Below are 13,244 nucleotides of genomic sequence, written 5' to 3' on the forward strand. Positions count from 1 at the left end.
TGATCCGCTTCGCACACGGAGGTGATGCACTGATAAATAGAGGGACAGCAACAATGCACAACATTGCGGTAATCGGGGCGGGCATGGCGGGATGCACGCTCGCGCGGCGCCTGATCGACGCCGGGCGCTCGGTGCAGGTGTTCGACAAGGGCCGTGCAGCTGGCGGTCGCATGGCCACGCGCGCGGCCGGTCGGCTGCGCTTCGATCACGGCGCGCAGTTCATGTCGGTGCGCGGCGAGGCCTTGCAGGGGCGCCTCGCCGACTGGCAGCGCGCCGGCGTCATCGCGCAGTGGCCTGCCGCCGCGATCGACGGCGATCCGCGCTGGGTCGGCGTGCCCGGGATGAATGCGCTGGCGCCGCGCCTGCTGTGGGGCGCCGAGATACGTTCGCAGATCGCCATCACCGGCATGGGGGCGGACCGCCTCGGCTGGTGGCTGGCTGGCGAGGCCGGCATGCTGGCTGACTGTTTCGATGCGGTGTTGGTCACCTTGCCGGCGCCGCAGGCGGCGGGCCTGTTCGAGCGCTGTGCCGGCATGGACATCAAGCCTTTCATCGACGCCATGCAGGACATCCGCTACGCGCCGTGCTGGACGCTGATGCTGTCGTTCGCCGAGCGCATCGAGGCTGAAGACTGCCTGCGCTTCGACGCCGGCGGTGCGCTGAACTGGGCGGCACGTGACAGCAGCAAACCGCAGCGCGACCCCGCGCAGGAGTGCTGGGTGGTGCATGCCGACGCGCAGTGGTCGCAGGACAATCTCGAGCGCTCACCGGAGGAGATCGAAGCCCTGCTGTTCGAGGCCTTCGCTGCGGCCACCGGGTGCACTGCGACGCCACTTCATCGCTGCGCCCATCGCTGGCGCTACGCCCGCGTGATCCGGCCGCTCGGCCGACCCTGTCTGTGGGACGCCGACAGCAAGCTTGGCTACGCCTCCGATGGCTGTCTGGGCGAGCGCATCGAGGACGCCTTCGACAGCGCCAACGCGCTGGCCGACCGCGTACTGGGCCTGATCGATTGAAATGCCCGCGGCAGCTGTCGTGCTGCCCCGCACCATGTCCGACTTCGTTAAACCCATGTGTTCATTGAAGAAAAAGTGTCCAGAGATTGAACACGCCTGGAAAATTTTCGTTTCTCAGCCATAAAGTCGAGTGGGCCGCTCCCGTTGGTAAATGCTGATCGACGCGCCACCGCATTGCCGATCGGGAATTCAGGGAGAGAGAGATGAAACTATTCGGACGCCAGTCACAGAACGGGCGCGCAGGCATCGAAACGCTGCAGACGCGATCGGGTGAGCTGGAATCGCGCCTCGCCGCGGTACGCGCCACGCCCTCGTTCATCAGCGGATATGTCGCACCGGACGTCGACATCGACCGCGTCGCACAGGCCATCAAGGCCCGCTTTCCGGGTGTTGCGCTGACCCTGAGCACCACCGCCGGCGAACTGTGCAGCGCCGCCGGTTCATCGCTGTACTGTGCCGCGTCGGACGGACGCGATCGCGTCGTGCTGCAACTGTTCGACCGCAGCGTGATCGCTCAGGCGCAGGTGGTGGCGATACCGCTGGCCAGCGAGGATCTGCGGCAGAACGGTCGCGTGATGGACTACCGCGAGCGTATCGAGCGTCTGGTGCGCAGCATCCAGGGTGCGCAGGTGGCGATGGACATCGATCACCGCGACACCTTCGCCTATGTGCTGTTCGACGGCCTGTCGAACTCCGAGTCCTTCTTCATGGAAGCGCTCTACGAAGCCGGCCGCTTTCCCTGTCTGTTCGTCGGCGGCTCGGCCGGCGGCAAGCTCGACTTCAAGGACACCTGGCTGCACGACGGCAGCCGCCGGCTCAACAACCACGTGCTGGTGACCTTCCTGAAGATGGCGCCGCAAGTGCGCTTCGGCGTGTTCAAGAGCCAGAACTTCGAAGCCACGCAGACCCGCTTCCAGATCTTCAGCGCCTCGGTCGAACGTCGCCAGGTGAATCTGGTGATCGACGAGGACGGCCGCGCGGTGTCGCTGATCGACGCGCTGTGCAGGACTTTCGGCTGCGAGCGCAGTCAGCTGTCGGCCAAGCTCGACAGTCACTCCTTCGCGATACGCGTCAATGGCGAACTGTTCGTGCGCTCGGTCGCGACGCTCGACTTTGATCACGACCGCGTCGACTTCTACTGCGACGTGGCGCCGGGCGAAGAACTGGTGCTGGTGCGACGCACGCCGTTCGCCGCCACCACCGAACGCGATTTCCGCGCCTTCATGTCGAACAAGCCGGGTCAGCCGCTGGCCGGCATGTTCAACGACTGCGTGCTGCGCCGCCTCTACAACGGCGCCGAACTGAGCGGGCTGGACCGCGTGTTCGGCGGCATCGACGTCGCCGGTTTCTCGACCTTCGGCGAAATCCTCGGCCTGAACCTGAACCAGACGCTGACTGCCGTGTTCTTCTTCCGGCTGCAGCAGGGCGAGGTGTTCCGCGACGAATACGTCGACAACTTCGTCGCCCATTACGGCGAGTTCAAGGCCTTCTTCCTGCGCCGGCAGAACGCCAAGCTGGCCGGCATGTCGCGTGTCATGGTGCAGCAGATCAGCGATTACCGTGCCGGCAATTTCGGCAGCCGGCTTGATCCGGGCAACGTCGATCCGAGCATGGTGCCGGTGGTGCGTGACCTGAACCACCTCGGCGAAATCATGCTTGACGCCCAGCGCACGCGTGAGGCGACCGCGAGCCAGCTCGAAGCCTGTGCCAACGACCTATATGGCTCGGTGGGAGAGCTCACGACGCGCTTGAGCGACCAGCAGGGCGTGATCCAGACCGCGGTGCGCACCGTCGATACGCTGGCCGGGCAGGCGAACGAAGTAGGCAGCAGTGCGCGCGACCTGTCGCACGCCAGCGACCGCATACAGCGCGTGGTGGAAATGATCCAGCAGATCGCCGATCAGACCAATCTGCTGGCGCTGAATGCGGCCATCGAGGCGGCGCGTGCCGGCGAGGCCGGTCGCGGTTTCGCCGTGGTGGCCGACGAGGTCCGCATGCTGGCCGAGAAGTCGCGCAACAGCGCCGGCGTCATCGGCAAGGACATTTCCGCGCTGGCGGCGGAAATCGTGCGCGTGGCGCAGATGATAGAAGCGCAATCGACTGGCGTTTCAGGTCTGACCCAGGTGCTCGAAACCATCGATACCTACAGCAGCGAAACCGCCGGCGTGGCCGGGCACACGCGTGGCGTGGCCGACGTGCTGAAGGGGCTGACCGGCGCAACCCATGCTGTGCGCGCCTGAGAGGGCCGTGCGGTCGACGTGAAAAGGCGACAGCTCCGCTGTGGGCGGGCGCTGTCGCCAAGGGGGAAGTGGGTCGGAAGTGCGCGCGATCGCGGAAGCCGCCGAGCCTGATCGGCACGGCGGCGGTCCGTATCAGTGCAGCGCCTGTTCCAGATGTTTCACCAGTTCGCGCAGTTCGCTCGACGTCGAATGCAGGCGGTTTGCCGCCTCGCCGACAGACTGCACGCTCGAGTTGGTCTGTTCCACCGTGCTCGATATGCGCTCCATGCTGCACGCCACCTCGTGCGAGGCCAGCGACTGCTGACGCAGCATCTGGGTGATTTCCTCGGAGTAGTTGGCGGCTTCGCGGCTGGCATCCCAGATGCCCTGGAGGCCGGCGCTGCTGGCCTCGATTTCGCTCGTCGACCGGGCCACTTCACCTGCCGTCGCGCTCATCGTGTCGACCGCCGAACCTGCCAGCTGGATGATGTCGGTCACCGCCGAGCCGATGTCCTTGGTGCTGGTGCGGGTACGCTCGGCCAGCTTGCGCACCTCGTCGGCCACCACGGCGAAGCCGCGACCCTGTTCCCCTGCGCGCGCCGCCTCGATGGCCGCGTTCAGCGCCAGCAGATTGGTCTGTTCGGCGATGTCATTGATCACCTGCGATACCTCGCGGATCTTCTCGACCGACGCGTTCACCTCGGCGATCCGCTCCTGCGACTGCGTCACCACGCCGACCACGCGATGGCTGCTGGCGATGCCCGCTTCCATCGTCTTCATCGCGTCCTGCGCGCTGTGCTCGGTGCGCTTGACCGCTTCCAGGCCGCGGTCGGTATTGCTCGATACCTCGTTGATCGACACGCTCATTTCTTCCATCGCCGCGGCGACCTGCATCACGTTCTCGCCCTGGGCGCCGGTGGCCTTGATCAGCGCGCGCATCGCGTCGTTCAGTTCCTTGGAACGGTCGTCGACTTCGCGCGCGTTCACCAGTACGTCGGCGAACATCGCGCGCAGGTGGATGCGCATCACTTCCATCGCGACGAACAGCGGGCGCAGCGGCCCCGGCGGCGCCTCGATCTGCTTGGCCAGCTTGCCTTCGTCCAGTTCCAGCATGGTGCGGTGCAGCGTGTCGAGGCGGCCGGCAACCGTGCTGTTCTGCCAGGCGGCGGTGCCCAGTGCCACAGCGGCGGCGACGCCGGACAGGCCCAGGCCCCACACCCCGCCGACTGCGCCGCCGGCCAGAGCCAGCGCCGACGTCACGCCGGCACCGAGCCAGACGCGGCCGGCCAGGCCGAGCCTGGGTTTGCTGATCTGCGTGCGGGGGAATTTCGCGGTCTTGTCGCGGACCGCGCGGTAGAGCGTTTCGGCGGCGGCGACTTCGTCGCGCTTGGGCGCGTTGCGCACCGACTGGTAGCCGACCGTACGGCCATCGACCATGATTGGCGTGACGAAGGCTTCGACCCAGTAATGGTCGCCGTTCTTCGAGCGATTCTTGACCAGGCCGCGCCACGGCTGACCGGCCTTGATGGTGAGCCACAGGTCCTCGAAGGCTTCGGGCGGCATGTCCGGGTGCCGCACGACGTTGTGGTTGTGGCCGACCAGTTCCTCGCGGCTGAAGCCGCTGATGCTGACGAAGGACTCGTTGGCGTAGGTAATGGCGCCCTTCAGGTCAGTCTTGGTGACGATGGGTTTCCCGGGCTCAAGGAAGACTTCTTTCTGCGTGACGGGCAGATTTATTTTCACGGCGACTCTCCAGGTGGCGTGATCCCTCCCGGAAAGGACTGTCGGGCTTCATGCAAGCAAGGCGAACGGTCACGCAATTCCGGAGGCATGAGCCATTAACGGCTTCCATCCGGAAAGCTTCACTGAGATGTGAAATTTTTCCCGCAAGGGTTGATTTCGGTCAATTGTCCGGCGAGAAGCGCGCCGGGCTCAGCGCCAGTGCCAGATCCCGTTCGAGCGGCAAAGGATCGCCGCAAAGCCTTGCTGCGAGCAGTTCGGCGCCGAGCGCGTTCCACACCAAGCCGCGCGCACCGAGGCCGGTCAGCAGGTGCAGGCCGCCCGTTTCGCCGATCAGCGGCAGACGGTCGGGTGTTGCAGTCCGAAACGAGGTGCGGCCAGGCAGTGTTGCAGCTTGCGGCGGCGTGCAGGCCTCCGGCAGCAGGCGTTCGAGGCGGGCCAGATTGCCGGCGTGACTGTCCTCGCGCACCGCAGTATCGGCGTCGCCGATATCGAAACTGGCGCCGAGATTGAGGTCACCGTCCGGCGTCGGGCAGATGTAGCCCTCGCGGCACACGGTCACATGCAGATTGGGCAGCAGGCTGCGCGGCAGCCGCGTCACCTGGCCACGTACGCGGGTCAGCGGCAGCGGGTGCGGCAGCAGGGCACAGGCGTCTGCCGCGTTGGCCAGCACCACCGCGTCGGCGTCGATCAGCGTGCCGGCGGCGGTGCTTACCGACCAGCGGTCGGCGTCACGGGTCAGCGACAGCGCCTCAGTGGACATCAGCCGGCTGACCGCGGCGCCGGCGCGCTCTAGATTGGCGTCGCACAGGCTGGCCGGATTCACCCAGGCGCCGCGCGGGAACCACCAGCCGCCGAGTGCGACCGGATAGCCGATGCGCCGCGTCATTTCCCAGTCCGACAGGTAGCGCACCAGCGCCTGCGGCAGCGCGCCGGTTTCGCATACCTCGCGCTGCAGGTGCTCGTGTTCCGCGTCGTGGGCGATCTGCATCACCCCGGTCGGCCCCCACTTCAGCGGCCGACCTTCGCCAGCCAGCCGCCTCATGTGGGCGGATGCGTGCAGGAAGGCGGCACGGGAAAAACGCGCGATCACGCTGTCGTCGCGGGCGATCATCGGTCGCAGCACGCCCGCCGCATTGCCCGACGCCTCCTGCGCCGGGGCTGCGTGGCGCTCGATCAGCAGCACTTCGGTGCCGCGCGCGGCCAGTCGCTCGGCGACGGTGCAGCCGGCGAGGCCGGCGCCGATCACTGCCACCCGCTTCGGCGCCGTCGGCTCGGGCCGGTGGCGCAGTGCAGCGGCCTGCGCGCCCGGGTGCAGGTGGCCGGTCAGCATGTGGCGCTTCGGTCCGAAGCCGGCCTGCTTCTCGCTGACGAAGCCGGCGCCGGCAAGCGCGTCGCGCACGCCGGAGGCGACGCTCCAGGTCGCCAGCGTGGCGTCCGCGGCTGCGAGGCGCGACAGCTGTTTACATATGTAGGGCGACCACAGTTCAGGATTCTTCGCCGGCGAGAAACCGTCGAGAAAGATCGCGTTGGCGCGCAGCGTCAACTGCGGCAGCAGGTGCTCGGCGTCGCCCAGGCCCAGGGTCAGGATGACGCGGCCGCCGTCGAACTCGATGCGATGCAGTCCGCGCACCGCCAGCGGCCAGCGCTCGACCAGCTTCTGCGCCATGTCGGCCATGTCCGGCGGCAGCAGGCGCTGGTAGGCGATGGCCAGGTCGTACTGCGCGAACGGGTGCTTCTCGACCGACACGAAGTGCAGTCGTGCGCAACGGTCCGGGCTGTCGCGCCAGGCGCGCCAGGTGGCGAGGAAATTCAGGCCGAGGCCGAAACCGGTCTCCAGCACGACGAAGCGTTCGCGGCCGGCCCAGCGTTCGGGCAGGCCATTGCCGGCGAGGAACACGTGCTGCGCCTGCGCCAGCGCGCCCTCCGACGAGTGATAGACGTCGCCGTAAGCGGCCGAGCGCGGCGTGCCGTCGTCGGCGAATTCGAGCGGGGCCGGAACCAGAGGCTGAAGAGGTCGGGACATGGTGCAGTCAATGAAAAGCAGAACGCCGATCAGGACCGGCGCTGCGGGCATCGGTTCGATCGGCGTTCATCGGGGGCCGTGTCGGGGCCGGGGCGCTTACTCGCGACGCATCTGCGGGAACAGGATGACGTCGCGGATGTTGGCCGAATCGGTCAGCAGCATGACCAGGCGGTCGATGCCGATGCCGCAGCCGCCGGTCGGCGGCAGGCCGTGTTCGAGCGCGCGGATGTAGTCGGCGTCGAAATACATCGCTTCCTCGTCGCCGGCGTCCTTGGCTTTGGCCTGTTCCAGGAAGCGGGCCGCCTGGTCTTCCGGGTCGTTCAGCTCGGAGAAGCCATTCGCGATCTCGCGGCCGACGATGAACAGCTCGAAGCGCTCGGTGATCTCCGGCTGCGCGTCCGAACGGCGCGCCAGCGGGCTCACCTCCGCCGGGTAATCGATGATGAAGGTCGGTTCCCACAGCTGTGCTTCGGCGCAGGCTTCGAACAGCTGCAGCTGCAGCGAGCCGAGGCCGCCCGGCTTCACCTTCTCGCCGTGGGTCACGATGGCCTGCTTCACGAAAGTCTCGTCGGCCAGCTGTTCTTCGGAATACTGCGGGTTGTACTTGCGGATGGCCTCGACGATGGTCAGCCGGTGGAAGGGCTGGCCCAGGTCCAGTTCGCGGCCCTGATACATGAACTTGGTCGTGCCCAGCGCCTGTTCGGCGCAGTGGCGCAGCAGGTATTCGGTGTAGTCCATCAGCTGCCGGTAGTCGGCGTAGGCCTGATAGAACTCCATCATCGTGAATTCGGGGTTGTGGCGCGGGCTGATGCCTTCGTTGCGGAAGTTGCGGTTCACCTCGAACACCTTCTCGAAGCCGCCGACCACCAGCCGCTTCAGGTAAAGCTCGGGCGCGATGCGCAGGAACAGCTCCATGTCGAGCGCATTGTGGTGGGTCTTGAAGGGCTTGGCCGCGGCGCCGCCGGGGATGGGGTGCATCATCGGCGTCTCGACTTCGAGGAAGCCCTGGCGCGTCATTTCGGCGCGGATGGCGCTCATCATGCGGCTGCGCGCGACGAAGGTGGCGCGCGAGTCGTCGTTGGTGATCAGGTCGAGGTAGCGGTAGCGGTACTTCGCTTCCTGGTCGGACAGGCCGTGGAATTTCTCCGGCAGCGGGCGCAGCGCCTTGGACAGCAGGCGGATGGCGTCGCACTTCACGGTCAGTTCGCCGGTGCGGGTGCGGAACAGCGTGCCGGAACAGCCGACGATGTCGCCCAGGTCCCAGTGCTTGAAGGCGCCGTGCACCTCTTCGCCGACGCCGTCGTTGGTCACGTAGAGCTGGATGCGGCCCGACATGTCCAGGATGGTGGCGAAGCTGGCCTTGCCCATCACGCGCTTCAGCATGACGCGGCCGGCCAGCTGCACGCGCTCGGGATGCGCTTCCAGCGACTCGGCGGTGGCCGTTGCGTGCTGGGCGGTGATTTCGCCGGCGTAGTGCGTGCGCTGGAAGTCGTTCGGGTAGGCGCCGCCGGCTTCACGCCACTGGCGCAGTTTCTCGCGCCGCTCCGCGATGATGTGGTTGTCGTCGTCGGCGGGCAGTGCGGCGTGGTCGGTCATGATGGGCTCGAAAGGTGGACCGCGCACGCAAGTGTGCGCAGCAAAAGCGAAAGCCCGCGATTTTCGCCGATAGCGGGCAGCCGGCACAAGTGCGCGGCTGCCGCGCTGGCCCGGCTGATCAGGCCGAAGTCAGCTTGAGGCCGAGAATGCCGGCGACGATGAGGCCGACACAGACCAGTCGCGCCGCGTTGGCCGGCTCGCTGAACAGCACGATGCCGAGGATGACGGTGCCGACCGCGCCGATGCCGGTCCAGACGGCGTAGGCGGTGCCCACCGGCAGGTTGCGCATGGCGATGCCGAGCAGCACGACGCTGATGATCATCGTCACCACGGTGAAGGCCGAAGGCCAGAAACGGCTGAAACCGTCGGTGTATTTGAGGCCGATCGCCCAGGCGCATTCGAACAGGCCGGCGATCACGAGGATGGTCCACGACATGAGCTCAACTCCGGATATCGGGGCCGTCCCCGTCGCAAGAAACGCCGCGCGGGTCGTCCCGCCGGCGGCGTGCGTGTTGCACACAGGGAATATTCGTTTCTTTTGATGCACGGGTCAAGGTGCGGCGCGTCAGCGCAGGCCGAGCCGTTTCGCCAGCCGCTGCAGGTTGGCGCGGTCCAGCCCCAGTTCGCGCGCGGCAGCGGCCCAGTTGTGACCGGTGCGCGCCAGTGCGGCAGCGATCGCTTCGCGCTGCAGGCGGTCGACCGCGCTGCGCAGGTCGCCGACCGGGCCCGCCGGATCATTGACCGGCGCCGGTGTCTCGGGCGGTGCCGGCGGCGACAGTTCGAGGTGGGCGGCGTCCAGCGTGACGATGCGCGGGCGCTCGTGGGTGCCGGCCAGCGCCTTCAGCGCGGCACGGCTGATCAGGTGCTCCAGTTCGCGCACATTGCCGGGCCAGTCGTGGGCGAGCAGGGCGGCCTGCGCGTCCGGGGCGAGGCGCAGGCCGCGCAGACCGAGGCGCGCACGGTTCTGTTCGAGGAAGCGGCCGGCCAGCAGCAGCACGTCGCGGCCGCGTTCGCGCAGCGGCGGCACGTGCAGCGGATAGACGCCGAGCCGGTGGTAGAGGTCGGCCCGGAAGCGGCCGGCGCGCACTTCCTCGGCCAGATCGCGATTGGTGGCGGCGATCACGCGCACGTCCACATGGACTTCCTGCTCGGCACCGATGCGCTGCAGCTGGCCTCCCTGCAGCACGCGCAGCAGCTTGGCCTGGGCCGCCAGCGGCAGTTCGCCGATCTCGTCGAGGAAGAGCGTGCCGCCGTCGGCCAGCGCGAACTTGCCGCGGCGCTCGGTCAGCGCGCCGGAAAAGGCGCCGCGCACGTGACCGAACAGTTCGCTTTCGACCAGGTTGTCGGGCAGGGCGGCGCAGTTCAGGCTGACCAGCGGCCGCGCCGCGCGAGCCGAGGCGGCGTGCAGCGCGCGGGCCACCAGTTCCTTGCCGACGCCGGTTTCGCCGTGGATCAGCACGGTGAGCTCGCTGCCGCCTACCAGTTCGATTTCCTTCAGCAGTCGCCGGTGCGCGGCGCTGTGGCCGACCATGTCGCCACTGCCTGCCGGGCTGGCGCCGGCCGCCTCGCGGTAGGCCTCGGCGCGCAGTTCCTCGTTCTCGGCCCGGCGCGCCAGCGTGTCGATGCGCTGCGCGGCCTTGACGGTGGCCGCGGCCAGACTGGCGAAGCCGGCCAGCATGTCGAGGTCGGCGCCGGCGAAGCGCGCCGGGTCGAGCGCGTCCAGCGTCAGCACGCCCCAGGGCTGTTCGTCCAGATAGAGCGGGCAGCCCAGGCAGTCATGTACTTCCAGATGTGCGCCGTGACCCTGTATCAGTCCGTCATAGGGGTCGGGCAGCGGACAGTCGGCGGCGAAGCGGGTCGGTTCGCTGCGTTCGAGCAGTGCCGCCAGGCGCGGGTGCTCGGCGATCAGGAAGTGACGGCCCAGCGTGTCCGGGCTCAGGCCGTCTATCGCCAGCGGTACCAGACGATCGCCGTCCAGCCGCAGCAGCGCGGTGGCGTCGCAGGGCAGCAGTTCGCGCAGCGCCTGCAGAAGTCGTCGATAGCGCTCCTGCGCCGGCAGGTCGCGCGACAGGTCGTCGACCAGCGGAATCAGCGCGGACAGCAGTGGGTGTGTGGTCATTGTGACTCGGTGTTGTCGAAGTGACTCGGGTGCAGTGTAGTCGTTTCAACTCGATGGTGATGTAAGTGACTGATCTGCAAGAGGTCGCTTTATGGCACGGCGCTTGATAGGGAGTGTGCGCCCGCGCGTCACGGGACTTTCGCGCCGGCGTTTCATTCACTGTCAGGAGAAAACCATGCTGAGCCCGGAACACCGAGCCGTCATCAAGGCCACCGTGCCGCTGCTGGAAAGCGGCGGCGAAGCGCTGACCACGCACTTCTACCGCATCATGCTGAGCGAACACCCGGAGGTGCGCCCGCTGTTCAATCAGGCGCATCAGGCCAGCGGCGATCAGCCGCGCGCGCTGGCCAATGGCGTGCTGATGTACGCGAAGAACATCGACCGTCTGGAAGCGCTCGGTCCGCTGGTCGGTCAGATCGTGCAGAAGCACGTGTCGCTGCAGGTGCTGCCCGAGCATTACCCCATCGTCGGCGGCTGCCTGCTACGCGCCATCCGTGAGGTACTGGGCGCCGAGATCGCGACCGACGCGGTGATCGAAGCCTGGGCCGCGGCCTACGGTCAGTTGGCCGATCTGCTGATCGGCGCCGAGGAGTCGGTCTATGCCGACCACGCGCAGGCCGACGGCGGCTGGCGCGGTGCGCGCGCTTTCCGCGTCGCGCGCAAGGTGCGCGAGAGCGACGAAATCACCTCTTTCCATCTCGAACCGGTGGACGGCCAGCCAGTGCTGCGCCACGCGCCGGGCGAATACATCGGCCTGCGGGTGAACATCGACGGCCAGGAAATGCGCCGCAACTATTCGCTGTCGGCCGCCGCCAACGGGCGCGACTACCGCATCAGCGTCAAGCGCGAGGCGGGCGGCCGGGTGTCCGGCCACCTGCACGACGCGGTGAATGAGGGCGACGTGCTCGATCTGTTTCCGCCGGCCGGCGATTTCACGCTGCGTGCATCCGACCGCCCGGTGGCGCTGATCACCGCCGGCGTCGGCATCACGCCGGCGCTGCCGATGATGGAAGCGGCGCTGGCCGAGGGCCGCGAGGTGCACTTCATCCACTGCGCGCGTCACGGCGGCGTGCACGCCTTCCGCGACCACGTCGAAGCACTGGCGCAGCGGCATCCGAAGCTGAAGCGCTTCTATGTTTACAGCGAGCCGCGCGACGGCGACCAGGCGCACGCGGAAGGCTTCATCGAGCGCCTGCATCTCGAACGCTGGCTGCCGCAACCGTCGGCGCTGGACGCCTACTTCCTCGGCCCCAAGCCTTTCATGGCGCGGGTAAAGAAGCAGCTGTTGGAACTGGGCGTGCCGGCGGCACAGACCCATTACGAGTTCTTCGGACCGGCGGCTGCACTCGACGGCTGACAGAGGAGGCGGTCGTGGCAGTGTGGTCTTCGGCCCGCTAACGCCGCATCGCGACCAGAGGTCGCTCCCACAACACCGTGCCCGCGCATTCGCAGGAGCCGGACTTTCCTTGTGGGAGCGAGCTTGCTCGCGATTGCGGCGGGGATCGAAGCCGGTGGCCAGCAACGGCCCCGTCGCGGCCAAGGCCGCTCCCACAGGGGGGGGCCGATCCGCGGCAGGAGCGGGGGTTCTGTGGGAGGGGTCTTCTGATCCCGACAGCGGCGGTGGGCAGTCCATAGACCGCGTCAGCAGCAATGGCTACCGACCCTCTGACACGCTCAGGCCTCGGCCGTCTCTTCCTCCACGGCCAGTGCCGTGCGCGGTCCTGCGGCGCGCAGTTCCTGCCCCCAGTCGACGATGGCGAAGCGGCCGTCGGCGTGTTCGACGATGGCGGTGCAGCTGTCCACCCAGTCGCCGCAGTTCATATAGGTCAGGCCCTGCACCTCGCGCAGCGACACCGCGTGGATGTGGCCGCAGATCACGCCATCGACGCCGCGCGTGCGCGCCTCGTGCATGACCGAATCCTCGAAGTCGTAGATGAAGCTGACTGCGCTCTTCACCTTGCGCTTGGCGTAGCCGGCCAGCGACCAGTAGCCGGCGATGCCAAGCGTGCGGCGCAGCCAGGACAGCCGCGAATTGATGCTGACCAGCAGGTTGTACGCGACGTCGCCGAGCAGGGCGACCCAGCGGTGGTGGCGCGTGACCTGGTCAAAGTCGTCGCCATGCACCAGCCAGTAGCGGCGGCCATCGGCAGCCTGATGGATGTACTCGCGCTGCAGTTCGATGTCGCCGAACACGGTGCCGGTGTATTCGCGCAGCGCCTCGTCGTGATTGCCCGGGATGAAGACGACCTGGGTGCCCTTGCGCGCGCGGCGCAGGATCTTCTGCACGACGGTGTTCTGTGATGGCGTCCAGTGTATGGAGCGGCTCATCGCCCAGAAGTCGATGATGTCGCCGACCAGGTAGAGGTAGTCGGATTCGTGGTGACGCAGGAAATCGAGCAGCGCCTCGGCCTGGCATCCACGCGTACCGAGGTGGATGTCCGACAGGAAGATGGCACGCACGCGCCGCACGAGAGGATCGGGAGCATTCACGCCGCCGATTCAAGCCCATCCGTGTGACAGGGCGGTGA

General features: G+C 67.4%; 9 protein-coding genes and 1 pseudogene. 4 read left to right on the plus strand and 6 right to left on the minus strand.

Annotated features, from left to right (window positions below; genetic code table 11):
• Positions 1–53 precede the first annotated feature (53 nt).
• The 3 genes and pseudogenes from METRZ18153_RS0107170 to METRZ18153_RS21280 all read left to right on the plus strand — a co-directional run bounded on the left by METRZ18153_RS0107170 (position 54) and on the right by METRZ18153_RS21280 (position 3,256).
• A complete protein-coding gene (locus METRZ18153_RS0107170) occupies positions 54–1,016 on the plus strand; it encodes an NAD(P)/FAD-dependent oxidoreductase (RefSeq protein ID WP_020164081.1) in 963 nt (320 codons plus the stop codon).
• Between the two features lie 203 nt (positions 1,017–1,219).
• Positions 1,220–2,371: pseudogene (locus tag METRZ18153_RS21275) on the plus strand (FIST signal transduction protein); the annotation flags it as partial.
• A gap of 297 nt (positions 2,372–2,668) precedes the next feature.
• Entirely contained in the window at positions 2,669–3,256 is a 588-nt protein-coding gene (locus METRZ18153_RS21280; protein WP_415857702.1) for a methyl-accepting chemotaxis protein, read from the plus strand.
• Positions 3,257–3,388: 132 nt separating this feature from the next.
• On the opposite strand, the gene METRZ18153_RS0107180 is transcribed toward METRZ18153_RS21280, so the two are convergent.
• From METRZ18153_RS0107180 to norR, 5 genes are all read right to left on the minus strand, one after another.
• Positions 3,389–4,978 (minus strand): methyl-accepting chemotaxis protein, encoded by a 1,590-nt coding sequence (locus METRZ18153_RS0107180; RefSeq protein ID WP_020164083.1) that lies wholly within the window; start codon positions 4,976–4,978, stop codon positions 3,389–3,391.
• A 160-nt stretch (positions 4,979–5,138) separates the two neighbouring features.
• On the minus strand, positions 5,139–7,001 hold the full coding sequence (mnmC, locus tag METRZ18153_RS0107185; protein ID WP_029143611.1) for a bifunctional tRNA (5-methylaminomethyl-2-thiouridine)(34)-methyltransferase MnmC2/FAD-dependent 5-carboxymethylaminomethyl-2-thiouridine(34) oxidoreductase MnmC1: 1,863 nt from the start codon (positions 6,999–7,001) through the stop codon (positions 5,139–5,141).
• A gap of 96 nt (positions 7,002–7,097) precedes the next feature.
• The gene (lysS, locus tag METRZ18153_RS0107190) at positions 7,098–8,597 is read right to left on the minus strand and encodes a lysine--tRNA ligase (protein WP_020164085.1); all 1,500 of its coding nucleotides are present in this window, start codon (positions 8,595–8,597) and stop codon (positions 7,098–7,100) included.
• Between the two features lie 118 nt (positions 8,598–8,715).
• Positions 8,716–9,033 carry a quaternary ammonium compound efflux SMR transporter SugE gene (gene sugE / locus METRZ18153_RS0107195; RefSeq protein WP_019918882.1) on the minus strand — a complete coding sequence of 106 codons (318 nt, stop codon included), beginning with the start codon at positions 9,031–9,033 and terminating at the stop codon, positions 8,716–8,718.
• Positions 9,034–9,162: 129 nt separating this feature from the next.
• Positions 9,163–10,716 carry a nitric oxide reductase transcriptional regulator NorR gene (gene norR, locus METRZ18153_RS0107200; RefSeq protein WP_020164086.1) on the minus strand — a complete coding sequence of 518 codons (1,554 nt, stop codon included), beginning with the start codon at positions 10,714–10,716 and terminating at the stop codon, positions 9,163–9,165.
• A 175-nt stretch (positions 10,717–10,891) separates the two neighbouring features.
• Here norR and hmpA point away from each other — a divergent pair, with 175 nt between their 5' ends.
• A complete protein-coding gene (gene hmpA, locus METRZ18153_RS0107205; RefSeq protein WP_020164087.1) occupies positions 10,892–12,073 on the plus strand; it encodes an NO-inducible flavohemoprotein in 1,182 nt (393 codons plus the stop codon).
• A 317-nt stretch (positions 12,074–12,390) separates the two neighbouring features.
• On the opposite strand, the gene METRZ18153_RS0107210 is transcribed toward hmpA, so the two are convergent.
• A complete protein-coding gene (locus METRZ18153_RS0107210; protein ID WP_029143612.1) occupies positions 12,391–13,206 on the minus strand; it encodes a UDP-2,3-diacylglucosamine diphosphatase in 816 nt (271 codons plus the stop codon).
• Positions 13,207–13,244 lie beyond the last annotated feature (38 nt).

The organism is Methyloversatilis discipulorum, from assembly GCF_000385375.1.
Taxonomy (GTDB): Bacteria; Pseudomonadota; Gammaproteobacteria; order Burkholderiales; family Rhodocyclaceae; genus Methyloversatilis; species Methyloversatilis discipulorum_A.

Excerpts from the sequence above, each read along its gene's own strand:
- mnmC (WP_029143611.1), bottom strand. The coding sequence starts at position 7,001 with ATGTCCCGACCTCTTCAGCCTCTGGTTCCGGCCCCGCTCGAATTCGCC.
- hmpA (WP_020164087.1), top strand. The coding sequence starts at position 10,892 with ATGCTGAGCCCGGAACACCGAGCCGTCATCAAGGCCACCGTGCCGCTG.
- sugE (WP_019918882.1), bottom strand. The coding sequence starts at position 9,033 with ATGTCGTGGACCATCCTCGTGATCGCCGGCCTGTTCGAATGCGCCTGG.
- METRZ18153_RS21280 (WP_415857702.1), top strand. The coding sequence starts at position 2,669 with ATGCTTGACGCCCAGCGCACGCGTGAGGCGACCGCGAGCCAGCTCGAA.
- METRZ18153_RS0107170 (WP_020164081.1), top strand. The coding sequence starts at position 54 with ATGCACAACATTGCGGTAATCGGGGCGGGCATGGCGGGATGCACGCTC.
- lysS (WP_020164085.1), bottom strand. The coding sequence starts at position 8,597 with ATGACCGACCACGCCGCACTGCCCGCCGACGACGACAACCACATCATC.
- norR (WP_020164086.1), bottom strand. The coding sequence starts at position 10,716 with ATGACCACACACCCACTGCTGTCCGCGCTGATTCCGCTGGTCGACGAC.